This window comes from Calothrix sp. CCY 0018, from assembly GCF_963920925.1.
In the GTDB taxonomy this organism is placed as follows: domain Bacteria; phylum Cyanobacteriota; class Cyanobacteriia; order Cyanobacteriales; family Nostocaceae; genus Rivularia.
Genome location: NZ_CAWUDI010000014.1, coordinates 1 through 24703 on the forward strand (window position 1 = coordinate 1; position 24703 = coordinate 24703).

Genomic DNA, 24703 nt, shown 5'->3' on the forward strand with positions numbered 1-24703 from the left:
GTCCGGATCTAACTGAGAGGTGCGGGAGATAATACTCCCCATCGACTCAACCAGCATAGCTTTATTAAAAGCGCTACAGCAAAAACAACTCGAACAAATTGATTCTTCTTCCTTTGAAGCAGAGACTTTACCTCTTCCGAGGGTTGTGCGAGTTGAGCAAGATTGATGGGGTGATGGGGTGATGGGGTAGAGGGGGAGATGGGGGGATGGGGGGATGGGGGGATGGGGAGACAAGGGGACAAGGGGACAAGGGGACAAGGGGACAAGGGGACAAGGGGACAAGGGGATAAATAACTATTTCGCTACTTGCTACTCGTAACTCATAACTCCTAACTGAAAGAGCGAAACTTTGGCAGTTATTGAAGCGTCAGGTATTGTGGAGATTATTTATTTGTTATTAAATAGTCGATCGCCAGTATATATAACCTTTTTATTTAGTACTTGAGATAATTAAAGTACGAGTTAAAATTATCACTCCTACACTGCTATGACATACAACTACCGATTGCCTAAATTTCAATTACGCCGCTTGGGTTTGGCTTTAATGCTGCCTGTTGCGCTGTGTGGCGCGGTAGTGCTTCCTCCGAGGCTACAAACTGCTACAGCCCAAACTTCGTCAGATAATCGCGCTCTTAGTATCAGTGCTGAGCAACAAGAATACAATGCTAAAAATGAGATAGTTTCTGTAAGCGGCAACGTACAAATTACCTATCCGGCTCGTCAGTTGAAAGCGACAGCAGCGCAAGGACAATATTTTTTTCGGCAAAGTCAAATTGACCTCAGTGGTGGCGTGTATATTTTGCAAGGGGGTAAAAATAGCATTCGAGGAGACAAAGCCAGCTATTTGATTAATGAAGGACGATTTATCGCTACACCTAAAAGCGGTAGTCAAGTAGTGTCTACTTATGTTGTAGACGATAATGCAAATGCTCGTAACCAGGCAGCGGCAAATAATGGCCCTCTTACTATCCGTGCGGACTTGCAAGAATACAATTCCAATACTGAGATAGCTACCGGGCGTGGTAACGTACAGCTTTCATATCCCTCTCGTCAGATTAAGGCAACGGCTGCTCAAGCACAATTTTTTAATCGGGAACGTCGGATTATCCTTAGTGGTGGCGTGTATATTTTGCAAGATGGTAAAAATAGCATTCGGGGAGAGACAGTTACTTATTTAGTTGATGAAGGAAGATTTGTCGCTTCACCTAAAAGCGGTGGTCGAGTAGAGTCTATATACATTGTAGATGATGTTCCTACTCAATCTAATCAAGCCCCTTCCACACCAAACTTAAGACGTAATAATTAAAGAAAAATACGAGCGCAAATCGTGAAAATTGTTTTAGAAAACATTCACAAATCCTACGGTAAGCGAACTATTGTTAATCGCGTCAACCTAACAGTAGCGAGCGGTGAAATCGTCGGTTTATTAGGACCTAATGGTGCTGGTAAAACGACGACTTTTTATATTGCAACTGGTTTAGAAAGACCAGATCGAGGCACGGTTTGGCTTGATAACCGCGATGTTACTAGTATTCCGATGCATGGCAGGGCACGTCTTGGTGTTGGTTATTTAGCGCAAGAAGCCAGCGTTTTTCGTCAATTAACCGTCAGGGAAAATATTTTATTAGTATTTGAACAAACCCAAGTACCGCGTCGGGAATGGGATGTACGCCTTTATCAACTTTTACGAGAATTTAGCTTAGAAAAACTTGCTAACAGTAAAGGAATTCAACTTTCCGGAGGAGAAAGACGCAGAACTGAATTAGCTAGAGCCTTAGCGTCTGGAAGGAATGGCCCCTCATTTTTATTTTTAGATGAACCCTTTGCTGGAGTCGATCCCATCGCAGTTGCCGAAATTCAAGGAATTATTGCACAACTTCGCGATCGCAACATGGGAATCCTAATTACAGATCACAACGTCCGCGAAACCCTTGACATTACCGATAGAGGTTATATCATGCGCGAAGGAGAAATACTAGCCTCCGGTTCCTCCGACGAACTTTATGATAACCCTCTTGTAAGGCAATATTATTTAGGTGAAAATTTTCAAGTTTAATAAATTGGGAATAGGGCATCGGGCATTGGGCATTGGTAATTGGTAACTCCCAACTCCCAACTCTTAACTGATAACTGATAACTGATAACTGATAATTGATAACTGTTCACTGATGCCATACAAATCTACAAGTTCTTTTTCGTTGCTGCCGATTTCGATCATGGATCGGTATCTAACCAGGGAAATGATACCGCCATTTTTATTCGGTGTTGCTGCTTTTTCTTCGTTGGGAGTATCAATTGGTGCGGTTTTTGAATTGGTACGTAAGGTAGTGGAATCTGGGCTACCTGTTGGGATAGCTGCTAGAGTTTTTGTTTTAAATTTCCCCGAATTTATTGTTTTAGCTTTCCCGATGTCTACGCTGTTAGCTACTTTAATGACTTACAGTCGTCTTTCTAGTCAAAGCGAATTGACTGCATTGCGTAGCTGTGGCGTTAGCGTTTATCGGATGGTGGCGACAGCTGTATGTTTAAGTTTTCTGGTAACTGGATTAACATTTTTATTTAACGAGCAGATTGCACCAGCGGCAAAGTACCAAGCGACTTTGACGATGCGAAAAGCTTTAAAAACCGAACAACCTTCTTTTAAAAGAGAAAATTTAATTTATCCTGAATTCAAAAAAGTTAAGCGAGAAGACGGTAGTAAAGAAAAGGTTTTATCGCGGCTATTTTATGCCGATAAATTTGATGGTAAGACGATGATAGGTCTAACAATTATCGATCGTTCTCAAGACGATTTTAGTCAAATTCTTCAGGCAGAATCGGGAGAATGGAACGTAAAAGATAATGTTTGGGACTTTTATAACGGTACTATTTATTTAATATCTCCAGACAAATCTTATCGCAATATTGTCCGCTTTGAACGTCAACAGTTAAAATTACCCCGCACTCCATTAGATTTAGCAAAAGAAAGCCGCGATTACGGGGAAATGAATATTCTCCAAGCATTAGAACAATTAGAAGTAGAAAAGCTGCGCGGTGACGAACAAAAAATTCGCAAACTTGAGGTTAGAATTCAGCAGAAATTTGCCTTACCATTTGTTTGTATGGTTTTTGGCTTAGTTGGTGCCACAATGGGAAGCATACCAGGAAGAACTGGTTCTGCAAAAAGTTTTGGTATTAGCGTAATAATTATTTTTGGTTACTATTTATTCAGTTTTATTAGCGGTGGATTAGCGCAAGCTGGTGTTTTTTCTCCGTTTGTTGGAGCTTGGTTTCCCAACTTTTTCGGATTAGGAATCGGTTTATTTTTATTAGGAAGAGTTGCAAAACGGTAAGGGGAAGTTAGTGGTTAGTGGTTAGTTGTTAGGAGTTAGGAGTTAGTAGTACCAATTACCAATGCCCCATGCACAATCCCCCATGCTCAATGCCCATCATTCTTAATTCAATGTAAAAATCAATACATAAGTCAAATATTTAACAATAATCTATATAGGAATTATGACGTAGGCATTTTTAAAAGGTTACGATTAAGGAATAATCTCATTTTAAGTTGCTCATGTCACGTTCTCACCGTTCTCCTCGCTTACGCTACCTTAAGGCTCGATTATCAATTTTTACTCGTCCTAGTTTTTTAGCAGCGCTGGTTTTTTTATCGTGTTTAGGATTTGTAGTTAAAGAATACTGGACTAATCCTGATTTTCTGAAATTTACCCAAAATCAATCAGCACCGTCATTGACACCATCAAATCAATCCTCGCTTTCTGAGGAAGATAGAGCTATTGCTGCTGATATTGATAATTTATCGGTGCTTGATTACGATAAACAAAAGGCAAATATACCTATAACCACAAATCTTAACGATAGTAAGAAAATTAAAGAGCAAAACGATGCTCAATTAAATAAGATATTGGATTTAGCTGAGAAAAGTCAGGAAGCAAACGAAATCAACCCAAATACAACTCAATCGCAAACAGCTAACACTCCATCAACATCGCAGCAAAATCCATTTTTGAAACAAGCTGAAGATTTATTAAAATTTCAGTTTGATACCGGCAATACAAACGGAAATGTAAATACTTTGTCTCCATTTTCTACTGATTCACAAACTTCTCAAAACTCATTTAATTTAGGCATTAATAATAGTAATTCTGCTAATTCTGAAAGTGTTTTGCAAAAAGCAATAAATCAATCTAATAAAAATCAACAAATCCAAGAAAATTCACCAAAAAATACATTATCCCAAAACGATCAAAAGGCACCTCCGCAGAATTCATCAGCTAATCAAAATCTGCCTCAAAGTCAAACTTCCAACCTTGTTAATACAAATCTTTTTAATCAACCTTTAAATACTCAAACTCAAAATCCGGCAAATAATTACACTCAACCAGGATTTAACAATCAATCTCAACCCTACGATAACTTTAACAACAATCAATTTCCTGCAAATAATTACACTCAACCGGGATTAAATACTCAATCTCAACCCTACGGCAATTTTAACAACAATCAAAATCCGGCAAATAATTACACTCAGCCGGGATTAAACAATCAATCTCAAAATCCCTACGGCAACTTTAACAATATTCAAATACCTGGAAACAACTACACTCAACCGACACCCAACAATAATTTCAACAATAATTTCAACAATAATCCCCAGCAAAATCCTTACAGCAACTTTAATGGGAATCAAGCACCTGCAAATAATCGGGTACAAAATCCCTATAACAACTTTAATAATACTCAAACAAGCGTTAATGGATATAGCCCGCAAACACAAACAAGAATTAACAATATCTACAATAAATTAGTTAATCAGGATTTCCCTAGCGCAGCAAACCGTAATACTTATACTGCACCAAATAACAATATAAATACAGGTTTCCAACAACCCAACGTGCAGCAGTTTAATTCACCATATTCTCCGCAAAATCAAATACAGTATCCTAATAACGGATATGGTTATTAATTAATTTTGTTAACTAATGTTGTCAGCGTCTACCAAATGTATTGGGGAATAGGAAGAGTACCTGGCGGTTGAAACCGCACGTTGCCGCTTTTGTCGGGGAACCCGCCCAACGCAATTCGGCAGATACAATTAATCCGCTCACCTAATCGATCAATCCTTGCACAAAGAATATTAAAAGATATTACAATTAATGCGATAATATTTATTCTGCATGAATTTCAGCTTTTATCTCAATGTCGCAAATCATCTGGATAGCCAGACACGCCAATCGTCTTGACTTTGTAAACCCCGACTGGTTTTTAACAGCGGAAAGACGTTACGATCCACCGCTATCAGATGATGGTATGGTACAGGCACAGCAATTAGCAAATCGTCTCAAGACAGAAAAAATTCATCACATTTTTGCTTCTCCATTTTTACGCACCGTACAAACAGCAAGTGCAGTTGCATCAGTTCTGGATTTACCGATAAAGTTAGAAACGGGATTGAGTGAATGGTTAAATCCTAAGTGGATGACTGAAGAACCAGAAAGACATTCAATGCAAGAATTATTAGAAATATATCCTTATATTGACGTTAGCTATACGCCACAAATAGCAGTTAATTATCCCGAAACTCGCCAACAAATGCGCCAACGCTCGGCACAAACTGCCAGATGTTTGGCAAGTGAATATTCTCCAGAAAATATTTTATTAATCGCTCATGGTGCATCGGTACTGGGTGCTGCGATGGGATTTGTCGGGAATTCGGCTATAGGAAAAGTCAAAGCTTCCTTGTGCAGCTTGGTGAAAATCGTTCATCAAGAGCCAGATTGGTTATTGGAACTTACTGGAGATACTTCTCATTTGACAGAAGTTGAAGAAGTGGTCAGATTTAATTGAATATTAGGGCATTGGGGATTGGGCATTGGTAATAGTTAGGAGTTAGGAGTTTTTTTCTCGTTACAAGCCTCCGACTTGTAACGTATTTTTAGTAGTCAACCATATTAATTCTGTTGGGTAAATCATTGTTCGTAGTAGCGCTGTACTCGCCTCCAGCTTCGGAATTCGGTACTACGAACCCTTTAAAATTAATGTGGTGGAGTACTAGCATAAAGGAGGCGGAGCCTCATGCATATTGGTTCCCAGCCAGAGTCTAGGAATCAGTAAACTGGCTTATGCTGATATACAGCAAGCAACTAACAACTAACCACTAACAACCAACAACTAACTATGACATTATTATTAGCGGGTGATATCGGCGGTACGAAAACTATTTTGCGCTTGGTTGAAGCGTCGGAAAAGCCTGTATTACGTACTTTGCATGAAGAACGTTATTCAAGTAAAGATTTTGCCGATTTAGTGCCGATAGTACAGCAGTTTTTAGCCGCAGCAAATACAAAAGATATTCCTCAAAAAGCTTGTTTTGCAATTGCTGGCCCTGTAGTTAACAATACTGCGAAGTTGACCAATTTAGCTTGGTTTCTGGATAGTTCCCGCTTGCAAGAACAATTGGGTATTGCCCACGTTACTTTAATCAATGATTTTGCTGCGGTTGGTTATGGTATTTTAGGTTTGAAAAAAGAAGATATATTAACCTTGCAAGAAGGTAAACCGAATCTTGAAGCACCGATTGGTATTCTTGGTGCGGGTACTGGTTTGGGACAAGGATTTTTAATTAAAGCCGGAGATATGTATCAGATATTTCCTTCAGAAGGGGGACATTCCGACTTTGCTCCCCGTAAAGAATTAGAATTTCAACTGTTGAAATATCTGCTTGATAAACACGATATCCAGCGGGTATCGGTAGAAAGAGTAGTTTCCGGTATGGGAATAGTATCAATTTATGAATTTATGCGAGATAGAAAAATTGCTGCTGAATCGCCAGAAATTGCTCAAGTGGTGACAACGTGGGAACGAGAAGCAGGAAAAGAAAAAAGCGTAGATCCAGGTGCGGCAATTGGTACGGCTGCCGTTAAAAAGAGCGATCGCCTCTCCGAGCAAACCATGCAGTTATTCGTGGAAATATACGGAGCCGAAGCCGGAAATTTAGCGTTAAAACTATTACCCTACGGTGGTTTATACGTCGCTGGTGGAATCGCAGCCAAAATACTTCCCTTGATGCAAGAGGGTAGTTTTATGCTGAATTTCAGTAGCAAAGGTAGAATGCGAAGCATTTTGGAAGACATACCCGTACATATAATTCTTAACTCGCAAGTTGGTTTAATAGGTGCTGCTATTAGTGCTTCTAGGTTATAACGGGAGCGAACCAGATAAGTAATATCAGCATCTTCTTAAGCAATAACTATGACAAAAAAAGCTTTCTTACCCCTAATCGCCGCCGGTTTGGTGTTTAGCAGTTTCGCAGCAGTAGAAGTAAACAAGCAGCAAACAGCTACAGCGCAAGCAGCCAAGAAGTCACAATGGAAAATATTTAATTCCCCCGATGGCAGTTTTAAGGTATTAATGCCGGGAATGCCTAAATCCATGAGCGAAACTAAGAAAACATTTATGGGGGAAATTAACTTAAATATCTTTCTCGCCAAACCTGAAAAACAGCAAGTAGCTTACGTCGTGGCTTACAACGACTTTCCCCATAGTTACGGTAAACTCGCAGATCCCCAAGTAGTGCTGAATAATGCGCGGGATATGGCGCTAAAAACCACTAAATCCAGATTAGTCAGTCAACAAGACATTCGTAGCTACAACAATCAGCCTGGGCAAGAAATCGAATACGTCAATTCTGCCGGAAAAATTACTAGAAACCGGATGTTTTTTGCTGAAGGGCGTTTATATCAAGCAATGGTAATCACCACCGAAGAACAAGAAAAATACCTTGGTAAAAGCATTCGCGGATATTTGAATTCTTTTCAAGTGGTTTTGAGAAGGTGAAAAACAGGTCAAAGGTTAGAGGTTAAAGGTTAAAGGTTAAAGGTTAAAAATGAGGAGTTAGGAGTTAGGAGTAGAAAGTAGCGAGTTAGTAATTATTTCTCCCTATCTCCCCCCTCACTCTTCTACCACTTTTAAAGTATGCAAACTCGTATCAGCACAATTACCGATCAATCCTCCCATAGCTTTCACATTTAATAAATGTTCCACAACTGTGGAAGTTATGATTTCTCCGGGGATTAATAAAGGAATTCCAGGAGGATAGGGACAAATGGTTTCAGCACTGATACGATTAATTGCTTCTTTGATGGGTACGGTTTCTGTACAACTAAAAAATGCTTGACGGGGAGATAATGCGAAATTCTGGGAACCAAGTTTTAAAGGCTCTGCCTCTTGATGATTATTTTCTAACCCTTTCTCAACTGCGAGAAGGGGTTTTTTATATTCTTTGGCTAGGGTAATAAAAGCTTTTACTAATTGTTCTATATCTTCTGCGGTGTTACCCAAGCTAATAATAAATGTGACAGTTTTCAACGAAGCGAATTCTGGTGTTACGTTAAATTTCTCATCTAAAATTTCTTCTACTTCAAACCCAGTTATTCCTAATTCGGAAACGGTTACGGTTAAGCGGGTTTTGTCTAAGGAAGAGGGAGAGGGGGAGATGGGGGGATGGGGGGATGGGGGGAAGTTTAAAATTGATAATCTTGAAATTTTGTTAATACGGTTTCTGGCTTCTTGTGCTAGCTGTAAGGTTTGAGTTAATAATTCTTTGCCTTGGAGTGCTATTTGTTGCCGTGCTGCATCTAGGGAAGCTAATAGTAAATAGCTGGGGCTGGTTGACTGAGTGAGTTGTAAGGCTTTGTTGATGCGGTTAATATTTATCCTGCTACCTTGTACGTGGAGCATCGATGCTTGAGTCATGGCACCGAGAGTTTTGTGAATGGATTGTATGGTTAAATCGGCTCCTGCATTTAAAGCTGAGATGGGTAATTCGGGATGAAAGGCAAAGTGTGCGCCGTGGGCTTCGTCTACTATTAAGGGAATATTGTATTCGTGGGTGAGTTTGGCGATCGCCTTAATATCTCCGCATACGCCGTAATATGTGGGATAAACCATGATCACGGCTTTGGCATCGGGATGTTTTTGTAGTGCTTTTTCTAAACTTTGAATTGTGATGCTATGGGCAATATCTAAAGTTGCATCGTATTCGGGATTAATAAAAATTGGTATTGCACCGGAAAGAATTAAACCTGAAATTACCGAAGAATGAACGTTACGGGGAAGAATGATTTTATCGCGATCGCTACAGGTTGCCAGAATTGCCGCTTCTATTCCGCAGGTGGAGCCATTAACTAAAAACCAAGTTTGTGTTGCACCAAATGCTTCGGCGGCGAGTTGTTGCGCTTGTTGGATAACACCATCGGCAGCGAAAAGACAATCTAATTCGGTTAATTCCGTTAAATCAGCGCTAAATACAGCTTTACCGAAATATTCTATCAGTTTTGATGAAATTCCTTTTCCTTGCTTGTGTCCCGGTGTATAGAAGGCAGCATGGGGACGTTTGGCGTTGGATATGATTGCATCGAGTAGAGGAGTTTGGTTTTGATTCATGTTGAGAATTTAAAGGAACAGGGAACGGGGAATAGGGAATAGTTTAGAGCTAAAAAACTTCTAACTTCTAACTCATAATTTTTTCATGCCCAATGCCCAATGCCCAATGCCCAATTACCAATTACCAATTACCAACTTCCCAATTTCTATTAACTTTTCTTTATAAGCAGCAGCTTCTTCACTATCTTTGAGAGATTCTAAGTACCTGGGTGTAAATAAACATAACTATAATGATGTCATTACGAGGAGGTACGACGAAGTAATCGCAAGGATTTCAGCTTTTTTTACATTCTGTTACATAGTCATATTTAATTGTACCTACCTACTTACTAAATAATTTTGGTAACTATCACTCGTTGCCATTTTTACTTTCTTCATAGTCTACCCAATACTCCCTTGCTCTAAGAATATCTTTGTCTTGAGTACTTTTCACATCTTGCATTATTCTTAATAAGCCCACATTCTCGCCTTGTAAGCCGGAGGCTTTCTCGCAGAGAAATCAATTTCAAGGCTTATATAGAAAGTACGTTAAAACGCACTAAAATTCTTACCCAGTCTGATTTATCAGACTTTGCTTATTAGCCTGGGAATTTATTCCAAGGCGGTTGTGAAAGCTGACTAAGAATGGTGCAAGATATCAGGTACTTTTAACCCAATGCCCAATGCCCAATGCCCCATGCCCAATCGGCATAGTCTGTTAGGAAGATGCTAAAGGGGCTAATAATTATTTAAGTTGGAATAGAAGAATTAACTTGATTAAAAATGATTTTTCCCAAACTAATCGCCATACCAGGGCCAAATCCGACACCAGCACCCGCACCACCACCAGCACCCGAACCGACACCAACACCAGTACCAGAACCCGTACCTTCTCCTATGCCTCAACCAGTTCCGACTCCGGAGCCGCAACCAATTCCCAAACCTGTTTGAAACAATTTGCTCTTAGCTTTAAGATATGCTGTGAACTACAAATCCAAAATCTAAAATCTAAAATCCAAAATGCTAAGAGCCGGGATTGTCGGACTTCCTAATGTAGGAAAATCTACTTTATTTAATGCTGTGGTGGCGAATGCTAAGGCTGAAGCTGCTAATTTTCCTTTTTGCACCATTGAGCCGAATGTCGGCATTGTTTCGGTACCGGATGAGCGCTTAGAAGTTTTAGCGAAGATTTCTTCTGCAAAGCAAATTGTCCCCGCTCGTGTGGAATTTGTGGATATCGCCGGTTTGGTGAAGGGTGCAAGTAAGGGCGAGGGATTGGGAAACCAGTTTTTGTCGAATATTCGGGAAACTGATGCGATCGTTCACGTGGTGCGTTGTTTTGAAGATGACGACGTAATCCACGTTTCTGGCTCGGTGGGGCCAGCAAGAGATATTGAAGTGATTAATTTGGAGCTTGTTTTAGCAGATTTATCCCAAGTTGAGCGTCGCATGGATCGTACTCGCAAGCAAGCAAGGGCAAATAAAGATGCTCAATATGAAATGACAGTGCTTGAAAAAGTTGCAGCAGACTTAAACGAAGGTAAATCTGTTCGTCAGATGAAATTAAGCGAAGAAGAAGCCGAATTAATTAAACCTTTGACATTATTAAGTGCGAAAAAGATTATTTATGCTGCCAATGTTTCCGAAGATGACTTGTCAACTGGAAACGAATATGTAGAGCAAGTGCGAGAAATTGCAGCCCAAGAAGATGCTCAGGTAGTGATAGTTTCCGCACAGGTAGAATCGGAATTAGTAGAATTATCCGATCAAGAAAGAAAGGATTTTCTCGAAGCTTTGGGTGTAGAAGAAGGTGGTTTAAAATCTTTGATTCGCGCTACTTACGATTTATTAGGATTGCGGACATATTTCACATCTGGTGAAAAAGAAACTCGCGCTTGGACAATAAAAGCCGGAATGTCAGCACCGCAAGCAGCAGGAGTAATTCACAGCGATTTTGAAAAAGGATTTATTCGTGCAGAAACCGTTAGTTACGAAGATTTAGTTACCTCTGGTTCCTTGGGTGCAGCAAAAGAAAAAGGTTTAGTTCGTGCTGAAGGGAAAGCTTATATTGTTAAAGAAGGTGATGTAATGTTATTTCTGACTAATTAACAGGTTGAAAATACCTGGCGGTTGAAACCACGGCTACACAGGCAAAACCCGCCTGCGCGGGTTAATAATTTTGTAGGGTGTGTGACGCTGCGACAAATTTTGTTAGTAATTACAAGTTTGAAAATAGCGTCACGCACCATCTTTTATTTGTAAAAAAAATTAATTTGTTTGAATCATCTCACGCATATCATCTAGAGGTGATTCTGGTTGAATAGGTTGTTCGGGGAAGAATTATAGATTAATTTTGTCGGGTTTCTTAACATCGGTTGATATACATATTTCAATATTTAGTGTTCCTTTCTGCCAGCCTTGATTATTAACTTGAATAATTTGACAGTCTTTAATAATTTCATATTTGATGTAATTAAATTTGACTGTTTCTTCTCCTATAGTAATTGCTGAAAATTTAGGTGTTTGTCCTAAATGATTATGATAGAAGTGCGTTTCCTTTATTACTTCTCTTCTCATCAACTCCTTCAATCGACTTACTTTAAAAGTATCTTTTTCAAAAAGCACTACATCATCATCGCAATCTAAAGAAATAGAAATATTTGTATCTTTCATATTAAAATCAGTTAATCAGTAAATTCAGTTTATTCAGCAATTTTATATTCATCAATTAGTGAAAATACGGATAAAAGCATTTTGTTCGTAGTAAGTTATTTATCGCTTTCTTACTCCTACCTCTCTATATTTTCTTCCTCAGCGCCCTCTGCGTCTCTACGGTTTTATCTCCGTAATCTTAGGAGCCTAAAAAGTTTAGAATAAGGAGTAAATTCCTTACTACGAACAATATGTCTCAAATTCCTATTATTGATTTATCGCTTTTCAACAACAACGATATAAAATCAAAACAAAGTATTAATTCCTAACTCTTAACTCCCTACTCCCTATATTTCTATGAAAACCTACGATATTATTATTATTGGTGCTGGTATTGCGGGTGCTGCACTTAGCTATGAATTAGTTACAAAAGGCTTTTCGGTACTTTTAATAGAACAACACACCACACCACAAAATGCTACTCGTTATAGTTATGGTGGTTTGGCTTTTTGGAGCGGTACTGATTCTTTAACTCGTCAATTGTGTGAGGAATCAAAAAAACTTTATCAAAGTCTACCAGAAGAATTAAATAGTGATATTCAATTTCGCGAATTAGATTTATTATTAACTATTTTTCAAGATAGCAATCCAGAAGAAATTGCTGCTAATTACCAACGTTTTGCAACACCTCCGCAATTACTCAATGTTAATCAAGCTTGTGAATTAGAACCTTTATTAAATAGAGAAGTAATATCTGGAGCTTTGACTGTAAAACACGGACATATTCATCCAGAGAAAACAACACAAGCTTATATCAAAGCTTTTTTGCTGGCTGGAGGAAAGATGCAAATTAGCCAAGTTTTAGAAATACAGTCAGAAGATTTATTAGTTAAAACAAATACCGATACATTTAGCTGTAAAAATATTGTGGTTTGTGCTGGTGGATTTAGCCGAAAGTTAATTGAAACATCCGGTATTCCGATCCAAGTATATTTTACTCATGCAGAAATTATCGAAACTCCAACCGTAGATTTGAGATTAAATACGTTAATAATGCCGGCAAATTTGAAACGCTCTCAATTAGAAGCTGAATCTAGTAAAAACGATCAATTATGGCGCGATAATAATAAACTTGGTTGGATTTTGGATGTAGGTGCGGTTCAATTTAAAAATAAAAGTTTACGGTTAGGACAAATTAGTTTTGTAAATACAAATCCTGAAGCCGATTTAGATGCTGTAAAAAGTGAAGCTGCACTGCGAGAAAATATTGGTAAAGTATTACCTGAATTAAAAAATGTAGCGGGAACTTGCCATCATTGTTTAGTAACTTTTAGTAAAGATAATTTACCTTTGATTGGCAAAGTTACTCAAAGTCATAATATTCATGTGTTTTCAGGTTTCAGCAATCCTTTAGTATTTATTCCACCTTTAGCGCGACGTTTTGCGAACTATTTAGCTGGTAATGAAGATGAAATTATTAATAACTTGTCTCCACAAAGGTTTTTCAGTGAAAAGTGAGCAGTTATCAAATTAATTGTGTATTTAAACTTTTAAAGAGTAGAAATAATAACCTAGAAATTAAGATCCCCCCAACCCCCCCTTAAAAAAGGGGGGCTTTCGGTAACTGCTAATCCAATAAATTCCCCGCAGGGCGGAAGCTTTCAAAAGCCATTCTGCGACAGCCGTGTCTTCCTTCACGCACGTTATCCAAGAAATTTTGTTTTCTAACGGCAAATATAAACTTTCTCTCTATTAGATTAATTGGGGTAGCATCTAACCACTCGCCTTTATTCAAAGCCAAACCGATATCTTTATCAGAAAGATGTTGTTTACGCTGACAGATTTCTGCAACATCTTTAATTAGAGATTCCAACTTAGCTGATAGAATAGAGCATATTTTATCGAATTCCTGTAAATGTTCTTCCGGTAACTCTTTTCGTATTTCTTCCAAATCGTCACCCTCTTTCAAAACTTCCCATATTGCTAAGGGTGTCACTTTGGATGTTAGACGATGAAGACGACAATATTCTGCTCCTTTTATCTTCAAACGATGTCCGTTAGCAAACCGAATTATCCATCCTTCGCTATTCCTATCAAGGGTTTGGGCTGCTTTAACTAAATTATCAATGGATTCAAACTTTTCTACTTCGGTAACTCGTATTTTAAGTTTATCCGCCAAATTTTCAACTCGTTTCCGAGTATATTCATATCCACTCAAATCGTAAGCACTTAATAAAACCATTCCTTGAAAATCATAAGGTACAACAACCCGATTCCCTAAATAAATAATTTCAAAAAGATAGGTATTGCCAATTTCTAAGAAACTAGGATCTATATTTTCATCAAACCATTTTTGACCCCAAATAGCTGCATCAGAATCAAACGAACCTCGCGTAGCAACCCGCCATTTTTCACCATCAAAAAACACTACACCTAAAGAACCATCGTACTTTTGATAAACTAAAATTTCTCCAGATACTTTGTCAGCACCCCAAACTTTTGCTTCACCAAAATTGAAAAACTTTGGGAAAGGTGTCGCAATTACAGCTTGCTTTTTAACATCAATAACTAAGCCCCTGGCAATTAACGTAAAAATATTCCAATTAGCGCTGTATTGTGCGTGAGTAGTATAGTTAAAAAGTTCTAAATCACCATCAACAGCACGAACAATATTTCTCGCTTTGACATTTACTAAAAGCCCCTGATAAAGTTCATCAAAAGGAATTCTTCTTGCTGGATGTATTCCCCAAGTTGTTTCAATTTGTTCAAAGGTAATTTCTGCCATAGAATATCTTATATAAATATATAAAATTAGCGTACTATAATTGTAGTACAATATTTTACAAGTAGAAAAACCCGGTTTTTTCAAATACAGAACTTACGCAACCGCAACCGGAAAGTAGGCATTCCCAACTTTAAGATCCCCCCAACCCCCCTTAAAAAGGGGGGCTTTGCGTTGCGTAAGTCCCAAAATAAACCGGGTTTCTGAGCAACTTAAGTTTTTACCATTCTTTTCCCGTTCCCTCTTCCCGAATTTTTATTTTAGGAAGATTTGCATTAGGAACTTCCGCACTTTTGATAGATTGATTATCCATGAAACTCTGAATAATTTCGGGCACATCCAAACCAGTAGTTTGACGGAGTTGCTCGATAAAAGATGCCATCTTAGTCGCATTGTTGCCTTGACTGCTATCAATTATAGTTACCTTCTCCACTTCCAACTCTGGAATACTTGAAGCCATTGCCTTAAGTAACACATCAAACTTTTGTAACAAGAAGATTTCCTTGGCATTACTACCGGCATTGTGCCAGGATTCAGCTAACTTTTTGGTACCTTCGGCTTGAGCCTTACCGTCTTCAATGATACTTGCTGCATCACCCTTAGCTTTGGCGATCGCTCTTTTACATTCGGCTTCTGCTGGTGCTACAACATCAGCTATTAATTGCTGTTCCACCTGTTTGATGCGCTCGTGCTGTACTGCAACTTCCGCTTGAGTTTTAACAATATTAGCACCAACTTCAGCTTCCACTTCAGCAACCATTGCCACCCGCTTGGTAATAGCATCTCTAACTCTTCTTTCTGCTTCGGCTTTTGCAATTTGTAAATCTCTTTCAGTACGTTTTAAAGCGACAAGTTTATCATTTTCAGAACTACAAATTGCCGATTTAGCCTGAGCTTCAGCTTCAGCAATTCGCGAATCTCGCAACAAATCAGCACGTTGTTTTCGTCCCATAGCTTGCAGATATTTAGTATCGCTAGAAATCTGCTGGATTTGTAAACTATCTAAAATCAAACCCAATTTTTCTAAATCGTCTTCCGCTTCTTCCAACAAATTTTTAGCAAAAGCAATTTTATCTTCATTAACTTCTTCCGGAGTCAAACTAGCCAAAACACCCCGAAGGTTTCCTTCCAAAGTTTCTTTAGCTAACTGTTTAATTTGCTGCTGACTTTTACCCAACAATCTTTCAATTGCATTATGAATAGTAGGCTCTTCCCCAGCAACTTTAATATTAGCAACTCCTTGAACATTCAAAGGAATACCACCTTTACTGTAAGCATTAACAACCTCAAGGTCAATAATAATGTTACCCAAATCCATCCGAAAAGTACGTTCAAATAAAGGAGTTTGAATACTGCTTCCACCCTTCACCAAACGATATCCAACTTCCCGCCCATCAGAAGTTTTATGAGTACCACCAGCAAAAATAAGTACTTCACTAGGCTGACAAATATGATAAAAATAGCGAATCAACCAATAGCCAGCACTCGAACCGAAACCTAGAATTCCTAAAAATAAACCGATAAGTGGTAACATGATTTTCTCTAATAATTGGTAATTGGTAATTGGTAATTGGGGATAGAAAAGAGTTAGGAGTTAGGAATTAAGAATTAAGAATAATTTTCTACCCACTCTTCCCCCTCTTCCCCCTCTCTCCTCGTCTCCCCATCACCCCATCACCCCATCTCCCTCTCTCGCTTCTTGTTTCCAGAAAGAGTTCCTAATACGTCAATTCCTAAAGTTTGATTGATGCTTTCTAGATACTGATTGAGGATTTCTGGGTAAACTTTGACTAGACTTGCTAAAGATTTACCGTCACCGCTATCTACTACGTTAATTTTGCCTAAATAAAGTCGTTTGGGAATTTCTACGGCTTCATTTAAAATAGTTTCTAACTGCTGAATCAGGAATAGTTCGGAGACATCAGTATCGGTTTCTTGCCAAACTTGAGCAAGCATTTCGTTAACTAAAGCTGCTGCTTTGGCATTTTCGGCAATTACAGAAGCTTGTCCTTTTGCTTTCAATTCTTTGGCTTGCTGTAGTGCTTGTGCGGGTAATACTTGATCTGCTTCTAAACGCAGACGTTCTAATTCTGCTCGTAATTGTTGCAGTTTCTGCTCGAAGAAAGCCTGTTTTTCCCTGACTGTTGCGGTGGTAATTTCTTCTTCAGAGCGGGCTTTTTGTTCTAATTTGGCTTTGATTTCTCTGAGTTCGTTTTCTTTCTCTAAAATAGTAATGCGATTTTGAGTTTTAGCGACTTCTGATTCCTGCTGACATTGCGATTCTATGCTTTCTGCTTCCCTCAGAGCATTGGATTCAGCAATTTCTGCATCTCTGACGATCGCCGCAATCTGCTTTCTTCCAATCGAACTTAAATAATCCACATCATCGGAAACACTTTGAATTTTTAAAGTATCGATTTGCAATCCTAACTTCATTAAATCGCGACTAACATCAGAAGTGATACTTTCGGCAAATTGCAGTCTATCTTCGTTAACTTGCTCCGGAGTTAAAGTTGCAACAACACCGCGTAAATTACCCTCAAGCGTTTCTCTCGCTACCCGTAAAATATCCTTTCTATCGCTTTTTAAAAATCTTTCAATCGCATTACCGATAATATTAGGATTGTTGGAAAGTTTTACATTAGCGATCGCCTGAATATTTAACGGCGTACCTCCCTTAGAATAAGCATTTTTAACTTCCACTGGTACGGGCATAGTAGTTACATCCATGCGTCGAACTTTCTCTACAATAGGAATGCGAATCGCTCTCCCGCCAGAGAGTACGCGATATCCAATTTCTTGCCCATCCTTCGTCTTGCGCTTACGCCCAGAAATAACCAGTACTTCATTCGGTTTACAAATACATAAACAGGATTGCAGAAACCAAGCTGCTAAAACGGTACTGAATATTCCCGTAGCAATTAATAAACTAGTTCCAAAAAGTCCACCAAGATTACTTTGCTGAATTTCTACCGGACGATTTGCTTCAACTTGCGCGATTTGCAAGCTTTTAACATCTTGCTTTAAGACTGATTTAAACATTTTTGTAAGTTAGTTATTAGTTGTTAGTTGTTAGTGGTTAGTAGTTAGTAGCAAATTATATCTTGTGTCCTCCGCAGTGTAAGCTTAAATAAAGTGACAATTAAAGTCTAAAAGCTACAATAATTTTATTAGCTTTGATAGATAAATCAAAAAGTATCAGATCGGTACTAAGTTAGTAAAAATAATCAATATTAATATTTTGATTTTCTTCTGTTCCCTGTTCCCTGTATTGAAAGATATTTAATCGCTAAGTATTATTCAGAGACTGTTCGCTAATAACCCATAATTGATTCTTCTTTACTTGCACAATAAAAACTTTATCTCCTGGCTGAAAACTTATAGAATCATCAGTACAGGCTATAAAATCAACTGTCGAACCTTGTCCCGGTATATTTACTCTAATTTTCCCTTTACAAGTATTATCAAAAGGAACTTCTACCGTGCCATAAAGACCGATTAAATTATTAGTAGAACGCATACTATCTACTTTTTGTCGGCGACGCTGGATGACTATCAGTAAGACGATAACAGCACCGCAAAATATACCGATAGCAATTGCAATTAGAGCAACTACGAATAAGTTCATCATTGTTTGTTTGTATCCAACTTTAAAGTCAACGTCAATAGTTGCAGTTTAACTATTATCTTTAATCTGCTTACTGTTGAATGTCATCCATTTTTACGGTAATTTCACGGTTGAACCTATCTGAAACTATGCGTAACCGCTTATATTTGAAAGCTACAATTTTATATCTGGAGTTTTCGGGATGAAAACGATAATCTTTACAAAACTTAATATAAAAAGGGGAAGAGGGTAATAAAGGTTCGTAGTAGCGCTACTACGAACTCAGAGATTTAATAGACATCTCCGGAAATGAAAAAAGACCCCTCTCCAAACCTCTCCCCCATAGGGAGAGAGGCTTTATTACCCCCCCTTCCCTGGCAGGGAAGGGGCTGGGGGTTAGGTTCTGCGTCTAAATTTAAAAGCATATAAATGTTTTCCGGAGATATCTAATGTAGTGAGGTAATAGTACTTATTTTTTCTAAATCAAGAATATCTGCGGCTTCTTTTAAAAGTTCTTGTTGCTCCACCTGAATTTGTTCTAATCTTGCAGAAATATCTTTTAATCTTTGCTGCTTATTATAAGAAATTATTTCAAAGGCGGTATGCTGTTCTAATTGCAATTCTGGTTTTTCTATAATCGCTTTTTTGCTGGTAAATTTTTTAGCTGCAAAAACACTAAACCGACTGAGCGATCGCCAACCATATTTAATTAAAGAGCCGAGCAATTTTAAAGGTATTTGCAGTACTGATAAACTCGCCTTTTCAATTAAACGACCGATTGCTTTTATAACAGTCCATAATATAGCTAAACCAACTATAAAAAGGATTAAACTGATAATAGGATGATTTTCAGCCCAATTAAACGATTTGATAATTCCTAAAAAAGCCGGATGTTGTTCAAACCAATTTGTTATCGAAGAATTCACAGCAGTTTGTACTGATACTTGTGGGAAATGTTCTGCTAAAGAATCTTTAGTTTTTTCTATAGTATTATTAAATATATCTACAGCATTTTCAGTATTTTGAGTTGCTGTTTGCTGCCAATCATCGCTAACTTGCTGTGCTTTATCGGTAAAATGATTTAGGCTTTCTTTTGCAGCTTTTTTAGTTTGCTGCAAGCGTTGAATCAAAGTTTCTGAAACGGTGATATCGAAACTATTTTTAATATTCATACAAGCTTCAATAATTAAGTTTAAAATGAGGCGGAGCCTCTTATAATATCATTACAAAGCAGAGCCTTGTAACAAGACTTTTGTTATTATTTTTAACCTTGAACCTCTGCTGTATCTGCTTGAGAATTATCTCCCTAAACTTGAGGTAACAATAATCCAGAATTAGCTTTGTATTCTTCAAACTCTGGATAGCGAGATAAGGATTTATTTTTTTTAAGCATATTGGGAACGAAAACTACCGTTGCAAATAATCCTAAGATTGCAAATGGTAGCCAATGTTGAACTAATAAAGCAAAACCAAGATAAATACAAATTTCTCCTAAATAATTAGTATTGCGGCAGCGAGCAAAAAACCCTTCTGTTATCAAGCCAGATTTATATTTAAGAGTGTAGTATTTCTGAGCATCGCTGCTGTAGTGGAGGAATATTCCTAATATATTGATAGAAATTGCCGCAGCAATCAATGGTGGCGAAGGAATTGTACCGCTACTTATTAAGATAAATGGTGCTACCCAGTATAGGCTTACAAAGAAAAAGCCAAATATTCCAGCTATTAGAGAAACTTCTTGCTCCCATTGTTTATCTGGATAAATTCGATCTTTCAACAGCCATAATATCCCATAAGTTCCGTGAAGTGCTAAATAAACCCAAGCACCAATAGTAAAATTTTGATAGATTACCATTAATGCTAGAACAAATATAGATGTTGATCCTTTATGCAGATTAATTGGGTATTTGAGTTTCATGATTTGCTTAGTGAAAATTTCAGATAACGAATACAAACATATTTTATTATCGGTTAAAACTTAACTCTGGTGCTTTTTCTCCTACAACTTTGGGAACACCAGCGATTAATTCTAGCTTTTGTAAATTCAAAGTAAACAGCGGTTTATCTAAATTCAAAGATGCAAAATAACTGTCTTGATGAATTTCTAATTTACCTTCCATCAAAGCAACTTGCGTTTTAAACTGATTTTCAAAATAGAGTAATTCCTCACCCAAACCAGCAAAGCTACCAACACTTAATTCTTGTTGCCACCAAGTAGAAAGATTTAAGAAACCTTTTTGATAGCTTAAACTGCATAATTCGCGATTATTTTGACTAACGCTTACACTACCGTTATTCCAAGAAAAATCTGCCATTTCTTTAGGTAATCCCCAAATTTCTCTACCTCCAGCTACTGAATCTGGATTATCAACATAAATGTGAGAAATCCAACCGCCAATTTTTCCCTGATAGCGTACTAATCCTGGAACTACTATCAATTCGTTGTATGTTAATAACGAACCGCTTTCGTAAGAAGATATATAGATACTTCCTAAAGTTTTTCCCGGTAACAGCGAAACTATTTCTAATTCTGAAGGAACAAACTTAGAAGCTTGCTCGATATCAACTAATTGTAAGGTTTGGAATGCATAACCTTTGAGATTCCAAGGTGCGGGAGGATAAGTCATTTGGATTTTAACAACGGATGTTTTGTTTTGGATTACTATATTTATAATATTTTTTTTAATTTGCATTATCCTCGTTCTAAAGTTTGATATTGTATCAATAATCAATAATCACTAATAGTAATCAGTACCATCTTTACGTGTAAAAATACTAGATTCCCCATCATCACCAGGTTTAGCAATTAAATCTTTGTCGGGATAGTTTACAGTATCATTTGATGTTCTATCGCCAACTTCTAAATAAACCGCATCTCGATTTGAGCGATTTACTAAATGATGTCCGTTGGCTTCATTCGCCGGAAATCCAGCAGCCATTCCCGGTGTCAAAACTTCTTCCCCCGCATCGGTTATTAATGTAAGTTCACCTTCTAAAATATAAATAAATTCATCTTGATGTGAATGCCAGTGTCTTAATGCAGAAGCGCTTCCAGGAGATAACTTAACGAGATTTACGCCAAAGTTTTTTAACCCGGCAAAATTCCCCAAACGTTGCCGAAATCTTCCTGCTACTATCGACTTAAATTCATCTGGATAGTCTGTACTATTTTCAATTGGTACTTCTTCAGGATTAATTATCATTAGTTATCAGTTATCAGTTATCAGTTATCAGTTACCTATTCCCCATTCAAATAATAGTGCCATAAAATCCTAGCAGCGATCGCCCTCCAAGGTCGCCAGTTTTCGGCTATGATTTCAAGTTGATCTGCTGTGGGACGTTTTTCTAATTTTTTTAGCTTTTGGTATGCAAGAATTACTCCCAAATCGCCTTTGGGAAAAGCATCTGGGCGTTGTAATGACATTAATAAATATATATCAATTGTCCAATCGCCGATTCCTTTAATAGGCTTGAGTTGGTTTCTGATGGTTGTGTCGTCAGCAACAGCTAATTTTTGTAAATCTAAATCCCCACGACTAAGGGCGATCGCCAACTCTTTTATATAAGTTATTTTTTGACGGCTGATTCCACAGGCTTTTAATTGAGCATCATCAAATTCAAGTAAGTTTTCTGGTGTTAAGGGTATGACGGTTTCACACAAACGCTTCATGGTAGCGCTTGCAGAGCTTACGGAAACCTGTTGCCCTAAAATTGTCCGCACCAATCCCGAAAAACCCGCATCTTCTTCCCACTTTGGCGGATTTCCCCATTTATTAATCACCATCAAAAAATCTTTGTCTTTGGTAGCAAGTTCTTTTAAACCCAGGGTAAATGTTTCTTCAGTAAGCGGTTGTTTTAAATTCATTTTTCTAAATCTGTGCCTTGTTTGATTTTTGTTTGTAGTAAGTGGCTCTAACCCTCAGAGAACTTTAGTTCTTACTACGTTAGCGGAGCCATACCTTTCGATCTTTGCTTCATGTTTATTAGACGAATTATTAAGTAAATACCGAATTAAGTGGTATTTTTTAGACTCAGCGAATACCATGAAAGTCAAACCGATTTTGAAGATAAACTTCATCATTCATGAAAAAAATTATTAAAACTCTGGCAACGACTTTAACTATATCTCTAGCTTTTAGCAGCACGGCACAAGCTCGGATAATTACTAGCATCAGTCCTCCGGGGGGTGCAGGTCAAGGAGATGTATTCTGTACGCAGGTGCAAACTCCTGTGGATACTGCTTTTCCCAATAGTGATGGAAATCAAATTAACAACTTTCCCGGTTTATCCTGTACTCCTAAAACCTTCCAAGAAATAGCCCCCATTGACACCAAATTATTCGTTGAAGCTTCTGGTGGAACTACAGAGTATTTACTGAGCGAAACAGTTGTAAATAGTACCGATTCAATTTGGAATGGCTTTAATTTTGAAATTGGGTTTCAATCTGATAATCCTTTTGGTGAAGATAACTTTGCATCTCCTGCGGTAATTTTAGTTCCACCCGGCTTTGCAATTCCTACTTTTAATAACGTTCAACTTACTTCGTCAAAATTCTCTCAAGTCAACCCCGATGGTTCATTTAATCTTAACTGGTCTGATGGTACTGTCGCACCCGGTGAAAGCGTTGATTTTACGTTTTCGCTAGGTGTTCCCGATGATTTAGATGGAAAGGATTTCTATAATTCCTTTACAATTCGTCAACTTCCGATTGCTTCTGCGATGAATCCAACTAAATCCGTACCCGAACCAAGTTTGATATTTGGTCTTTTTGGTTTGATGGGTTTTAGATTTTTGATTGGGAGTAGGGCATAGGGCATGGGGGATTGGGCATAGGGAATTGGGCATGGGCACTGGTAATTGGTAATTGGTAATTGGTAATTGGTAATTGTTAAGAGTTATCTTCCCCTTGTCTCCCCATCCCCCCATCTCCCCATCTCCCCATCTCCAATTCCCCATTCTGTTGTGTAAAAATTGCTTATCTTCCCACTAAATCTGTTCTAAAATGCAACAACTATAACTTTGGGAAGGTTTTTTTAGATAAGCCATATGAAACGTAGAGAAATCATTAAGAAAGCTGCTATTACAAGTGCGACTGCTGCAACTATTGTTTCCTGTAGTGGTGGTGGTAGTAACACAACTGCGGCAGGTAAAAGTTTACCTAACGTGCGCTGGAAAATGGCGACAAGTTGGCCTAAGTCTCTAATAATTTACACCGGCCCGGAGACGATCGCCAAGCGCGTCAAGGAGATGACTGACGGACGTTTTACTATAACTCCTTTTGCTGCTGGAGAGTTAGCAGGTGCAACTGAAGTTCTCGATGCAGTACAAACTGGTTCCATACAGTGCGGACATACGGCGAGTTATTTTTATATTGGTAAAAGCCCCGCTTTGGCTTTTGCAACTTCCGTACCTTTTGGTTTAACCGCACAGCAGCAGAATGCTTGGCTGTATTACGGTGACGGACAAAAAGCGATACAGGAAATATACGATAAATTTAATATTGTTTATTTCCCTGCTGGTAATAGCGGAACTCAAATGGGAGGATGGTTTAAGCGCGAGATTAAATCTGTAGCCGATTTGAAAGGTTTAAAAATGCGGATTCCCGGATTGGGTGGAAAAGTAATGGCGCGTTTGGGTGTTAACGTGCAGGTATTGCCGGGAGGAGAAATTTATTTAGCTTTGGAAAGGGGTGCGATTGATGCAGCGGAATGGATTGGGCCTTATGATGATGAGAAACTGGGTTTAAATAAAGCCGCTCCATTTTACTATTATCCCGGTTGGTGGGAACCCGGTTCAAGTTTGGATGTATTAGTTAACCGTGGCGCTTGGGAAAAATTACCCGAAGAATACAAGCAAATCTTTAAAACTGCGGCTTATGAAGCGAATATGGATATGCTTGCAAGGTATGAAGCTTTGAATGGAGAAGCATTAACTAACTTAACTCGAAGCGGTACAAAATTAGTTGCTTACAGTGACGAGATTTTACAAGCAGCACAAAAAGCCACCATCCAAGAATTAGAAGCCAGCGCTAGTCAAGATCCAACTTTTAAGAAAATTTACGAACAGTGGAAAGGTTTTAGAGAGCAGCTTTACAACTGGAATCGCGTTAATGAGTATAGTTTTGCTAATTTTGTGACTAAGAAATAGGGAATTGGTAATTGGTAATTGGGCATTGGTAATTGGGAAAAAATAATGTAGAGACGTAGCAGTGCTACGTCTCCCAACGGTTGCGATAAAAA

Annotated in this window: 24 protein-coding genes and 1 pseudogene; 14 read left to right on the top strand and 11 right to left on the bottom strand. The window is 38.2% G+C overall.

The genetic code is table 11. From position 1 onward, the window contains the following. The first annotated feature begins 19 nt into the window (after positions 1-19). The 9 genes and pseudogenes from ACM03V_RS12095 to ACM03V_RS12135 all read left to right on the top strand — a co-directional run bounded on the left by ACM03V_RS12095 (position 20) and on the right by ACM03V_RS12135 (position 7836). Positions 20-166, top strand: a complete 147-nt coding sequence (locus tag ACM03V_RS12095) for a hypothetical protein (RefSeq protein WP_414621032.1) — start codon at positions 20-22, stop codon at positions 164-166. Between the two features lie 321 nt (positions 167-487). Next, positions 488-964, top strand: a pseudogene (locus ACM03V_RS12100) (LptA/OstA family protein); the annotation flags it as partial. A 15-nt stretch (positions 965-979) separates the two neighbouring features. Then, the gene (locus tag ACM03V_RS12105) at positions 980-1306 is read left to right on the top strand and encodes an LptA/OstA family protein (protein ID WP_414621162.1); all 327 of its coding nucleotides are present in this window, start codon (positions 980-982) and stop codon (positions 1304-1306) included. A gap of 21 nt (positions 1307-1327) precedes the next feature. Continuing rightward, positions 1328-2056 (top strand): LPS export ABC transporter ATP-binding protein, encoded by a 729-nt coding sequence (gene lptB / locus ACM03V_RS12110; protein WP_414621033.1) that lies wholly within the window; start codon positions 1328-1330, stop codon positions 2054-2056. Positions 2057-2216: 160 nt separating this feature from the next. After that, positions 2217-3332: an LptF/LptG family permease gene (locus ACM03V_RS12115; RefSeq protein WP_414621034.1), complete on the top strand. Its 1116-nt coding sequence runs from the start codon at positions 2217-2219 to the stop codon at positions 3330-3332. Between the two features lie 221 nt (positions 3333-3553). Beyond that, a complete protein-coding gene (locus ACM03V_RS12120; protein WP_414621035.1) occupies positions 3554-4966 on the top strand; it encodes a hypothetical protein in 1413 nt (470 codons plus the stop codon). A 233-nt stretch (positions 4967-5199) separates the two neighbouring features. Then, positions 5200-5847 carry a histidine phosphatase family protein gene (locus tag ACM03V_RS12125; RefSeq protein WP_414621036.1) on the top strand — a complete coding sequence of 216 codons (648 nt, stop codon included), beginning with the start codon at positions 5200-5202 and terminating at the stop codon, positions 5845-5847. Positions 5848-6177: 330 nt separating this feature from the next. Further along, positions 6178-7203 (top strand): glucokinase, encoded by a 1026-nt coding sequence (locus ACM03V_RS12130; RefSeq protein ID WP_414621037.1) that lies wholly within the window; start codon positions 6178-6180, stop codon positions 7201-7203. A 48-nt stretch (positions 7204-7251) separates the two neighbouring features. Next, on the top strand, positions 7252-7836 hold the full coding sequence (locus tag ACM03V_RS12135) for a hypothetical protein (RefSeq protein ID WP_414621038.1): 585 nt from the start codon (positions 7252-7254) through the stop codon (positions 7834-7836). Between the two features lie 114 nt (positions 7837-7950). Here the strand turns inward: ACM03V_RS12135 and ACM03V_RS12140 are convergent, their stop codons facing one another. Continuing rightward, the gene (locus ACM03V_RS12140) at positions 7951-9444 is read right to left on the bottom strand and encodes an aminotransferase class I/II-fold pyridoxal phosphate-dependent enzyme (RefSeq protein WP_414621039.1); all 1494 of its coding nucleotides are present in this window, start codon (positions 9442-9444) and stop codon (positions 7951-7953) included. A gap of 762 nt (positions 9445-10206) precedes the next feature. Between ACM03V_RS12140 and ACM03V_RS12145 the strand changes: the two genes are divergently transcribed. Continuing rightward, positions 10207-10374: a hypothetical protein gene (locus ACM03V_RS12145; RefSeq protein ID WP_414621040.1), complete on the top strand. Its 168-nt coding sequence runs from the start codon at positions 10207-10209 to the stop codon at positions 10372-10374. Positions 10375-10443: 69 nt separating this feature from the next. After that, on the top strand, positions 10444-11532 hold the full coding sequence (gene ychF / locus ACM03V_RS12150) for a redox-regulated ATPase YchF (RefSeq protein WP_414621041.1): 1089 nt from the start codon (positions 10444-10446) through the stop codon (positions 11530-11532). A 231-nt stretch (positions 11533-11763) separates the two neighbouring features. On the opposite strand, the gene ACM03V_RS12155 is transcribed toward ychF, so the two are convergent. Continuing rightward, positions 11764-12096 carry a KGK domain-containing protein gene (locus ACM03V_RS12155; RefSeq protein WP_414621042.1) on the bottom strand — a complete coding sequence of 111 codons (333 nt, stop codon included), beginning with the start codon at positions 12094-12096 and terminating at the stop codon, positions 11764-11766. 336 nt (positions 12097-12432) lie between these two features. Between ACM03V_RS12155 and ACM03V_RS12160 the strand changes: the two genes are divergently transcribed. Then, positions 12433-13593, top strand: a complete 1161-nt coding sequence (locus ACM03V_RS12160) for an NAD(P)/FAD-dependent oxidoreductase (RefSeq protein WP_414621043.1) — start codon at positions 12433-12435, stop codon at positions 13591-13593. Between the two features lie 109 nt (positions 13594-13702). Here ACM03V_RS12160 and ACM03V_RS12165 read toward each other — a convergent pair whose 3' ends face one another. The 9 genes from ACM03V_RS12165 to ACM03V_RS12205 form a co-directional block, all read right to left on the bottom strand. Then, entirely contained in the window at positions 13703-14860 is a 1158-nt protein-coding gene (locus tag ACM03V_RS12165) for an RNA ligase (RefSeq protein WP_414621044.1), read from the bottom strand. 217 nt (positions 14861-15077) lie between these two features. Continuing rightward, on the bottom strand, positions 15078-16391 hold the full coding sequence (locus ACM03V_RS12170) for a flotillin family protein (RefSeq protein ID WP_414621045.1): 1314 nt from the start codon (positions 16389-16391) through the stop codon (positions 15078-15080). Positions 16392-16531: 140 nt separating this feature from the next. Next, a complete protein-coding gene (locus ACM03V_RS12175; protein WP_414621046.1) occupies positions 16532-17899 on the bottom strand; it encodes a flotillin family protein in 1368 nt (455 codons plus the stop codon). A gap of 247 nt (positions 17900-18146) precedes the next feature. After that, positions 18147-18488: an NfeD family protein gene (locus ACM03V_RS12180; RefSeq protein ID WP_414621047.1), complete on the bottom strand. Its 342-nt coding sequence runs from the start codon at positions 18486-18488 to the stop codon at positions 18147-18149. Between the two features lie 422 nt (positions 18489-18910). After that, the gene (locus tag ACM03V_RS12185; protein ID WP_414621048.1) at positions 18911-19636 is read right to left on the bottom strand and encodes a hypothetical protein; all 726 of its coding nucleotides are present in this window, start codon (positions 19634-19636) and stop codon (positions 18911-18913) included. A 134-nt stretch (positions 19637-19770) separates the two neighbouring features. Beyond that, positions 19771-20382: a methyltransferase family protein gene (locus ACM03V_RS12190; protein WP_414621049.1), complete on the bottom strand. Its 612-nt coding sequence runs from the start codon at positions 20380-20382 to the stop codon at positions 19771-19773. A gap of 46 nt (positions 20383-20428) precedes the next feature. Continuing rightward, entirely contained in the window at positions 20429-21091 is a 663-nt protein-coding gene (locus ACM03V_RS12195) for an acetoacetate decarboxylase family protein (protein ID WP_414621050.1), read from the bottom strand. A gap of 111 nt (positions 21092-21202) precedes the next feature. Beyond that, positions 21203-21667: a cupin domain-containing protein gene (locus ACM03V_RS12200; protein WP_414621051.1), complete on the bottom strand. Its 465-nt coding sequence runs from the start codon at positions 21665-21667 to the stop codon at positions 21203-21205. 35 nt (positions 21668-21702) lie between these two features. Continuing rightward, positions 21703-22329 (bottom strand): DNA-3-methyladenine glycosylase family protein, encoded by a 627-nt coding sequence (locus ACM03V_RS12205; RefSeq protein WP_414621052.1) that lies wholly within the window; start codon positions 22327-22329, stop codon positions 21703-21705. A 218-nt stretch (positions 22330-22547) separates the two neighbouring features. On the opposite strand from ACM03V_RS12205, the gene ACM03V_RS12210 reads away from it, so the two are divergent. Both ACM03V_RS12210 and ACM03V_RS12215 read left to right on the top strand, forming a co-directional pair. Continuing rightward, positions 22548-23276, top strand: a complete 729-nt coding sequence (locus ACM03V_RS12210; RefSeq protein ID WP_414621053.1) for a PEP-CTERM sorting domain-containing protein — start codon at positions 22548-22550, stop codon at positions 23274-23276. Between the two features lie 234 nt (positions 23277-23510). Next, positions 23511-24611 (top strand): TRAP transporter substrate-binding protein, encoded by a 1101-nt coding sequence (locus ACM03V_RS12215; protein WP_414621054.1) that lies wholly within the window; start codon positions 23511-23513, stop codon positions 24609-24611. Positions 24612-24703: the final 92 nt, after the last annotated feature.

Excerpts from the sequence above, each read along its gene's own strand:
- ACM03V_RS12195 (WP_414621050.1), bottom strand. The coding sequence starts at position 21,091 with ATGACTTATCCTCCCGCACCTTGGAATCTCAAAGGTTATGCATTCCAA.
- ACM03V_RS12175 (WP_414621046.1), bottom strand. The coding sequence starts at position 17,899 with ATGTTTAAATCAGTCTTAAAGCAAGATGTTAAAAGCTTGCAAATCGCG.
- ACM03V_RS12205 (WP_414621052.1), bottom strand. The coding sequence starts at position 22,329 with ATGAATTTAAAACAACCGCTTACTGAAGAAACATTTACCCTGGGTTTA.
- ychF (WP_414621041.1), top strand. The coding sequence starts at position 10,444 with ATGCTAAGAGCCGGGATTGTCGGACTTCCTAATGTAGGAAAATCTACT.
- ACM03V_RS12130 (WP_414621037.1), top strand. The coding sequence starts at position 6,178 with ATGACATTATTATTAGCGGGTGATATCGGCGGTACGAAAACTATTTTG.
- ACM03V_RS12145 (WP_414621040.1), top strand. The coding sequence starts at position 10,207 with ATGATTTTTCCCAAACTAATCGCCATACCAGGGCCAAATCCGACACCA.
- ACM03V_RS12165 (WP_414621044.1), bottom strand. The coding sequence starts at position 14,860 with ATGGCAGAAATTACCTTTGAACAAATTGAAACAACTTGGGGAATACAT.
- ACM03V_RS12140 (WP_414621039.1), bottom strand. The coding sequence starts at position 9,444 with ATGAATCAAAACCAAACTCCTCTACTCGATGCAATCATATCCAACGCC.
- ACM03V_RS12190 (WP_414621049.1), bottom strand. The coding sequence starts at position 20,382 with ATGAAACTCAAATACCCAATTAATCTGCATAAAGGATCAACATCTATA.
- ACM03V_RS12185 (WP_414621048.1), bottom strand. The coding sequence starts at position 19,636 with ATGAATATTAAAAATAGTTTCGATATCACCGTTTCAGAAACTTTGATT.
- ACM03V_RS12215 (WP_414621054.1), top strand. The coding sequence starts at position 23,511 with ATGAAACGTAGAGAAATCATTAAGAAAGCTGCTATTACAAGTGCGACT.
- ACM03V_RS12120 (WP_414621035.1), top strand. The coding sequence starts at position 3,554 with ATGTCACGTTCTCACCGTTCTCCTCGCTTACGCTACCTTAAGGCTCGA.
- ACM03V_RS12210 (WP_414621053.1), top strand. The coding sequence starts at position 22,548 with ATGAAAAAAATTATTAAAACTCTGGCAACGACTTTAACTATATCTCTA.
- ACM03V_RS12135 (WP_414621038.1), top strand. The coding sequence starts at position 7,252 with ATGACAAAAAAAGCTTTCTTACCCCTAATCGCCGCCGGTTTGGTGTTT.
- ACM03V_RS12160 (WP_414621043.1), top strand. The coding sequence starts at position 12,433 with ATGAAAACCTACGATATTATTATTATTGGTGCTGGTATTGCGGGTGCT.
- ACM03V_RS12125 (WP_414621036.1), top strand. The coding sequence starts at position 5,200 with ATGTCGCAAATCATCTGGATAGCCAGACACGCCAATCGTCTTGACTTT.
- ACM03V_RS12200 (WP_414621051.1), bottom strand. The coding sequence starts at position 21,667 with ATGATAATTAATCCTGAAGAAGTACCAATTGAAAATAGTACAGACTAT.
- ACM03V_RS12155 (WP_414621042.1), bottom strand. The coding sequence starts at position 12,096 with ATGAAAGATACAAATATTTCTATTTCTTTAGATTGCGATGATGATGTA.
- ACM03V_RS12115 (WP_414621034.1), top strand. The coding sequence starts at position 2,217 with ATGGATCGGTATCTAACCAGGGAAATGATACCGCCATTTTTATTCGGT.
- ACM03V_RS12170 (WP_414621045.1), bottom strand. The coding sequence starts at position 16,391 with ATGTTACCACTTATCGGTTTATTTTTAGGAATTCTAGGTTTCGGTTCG.
- ACM03V_RS12180 (WP_414621047.1), bottom strand. The coding sequence starts at position 18,488 with ATGATGAACTTATTCGTAGTTGCTCTAATTGCAATTGCTATCGGTATA.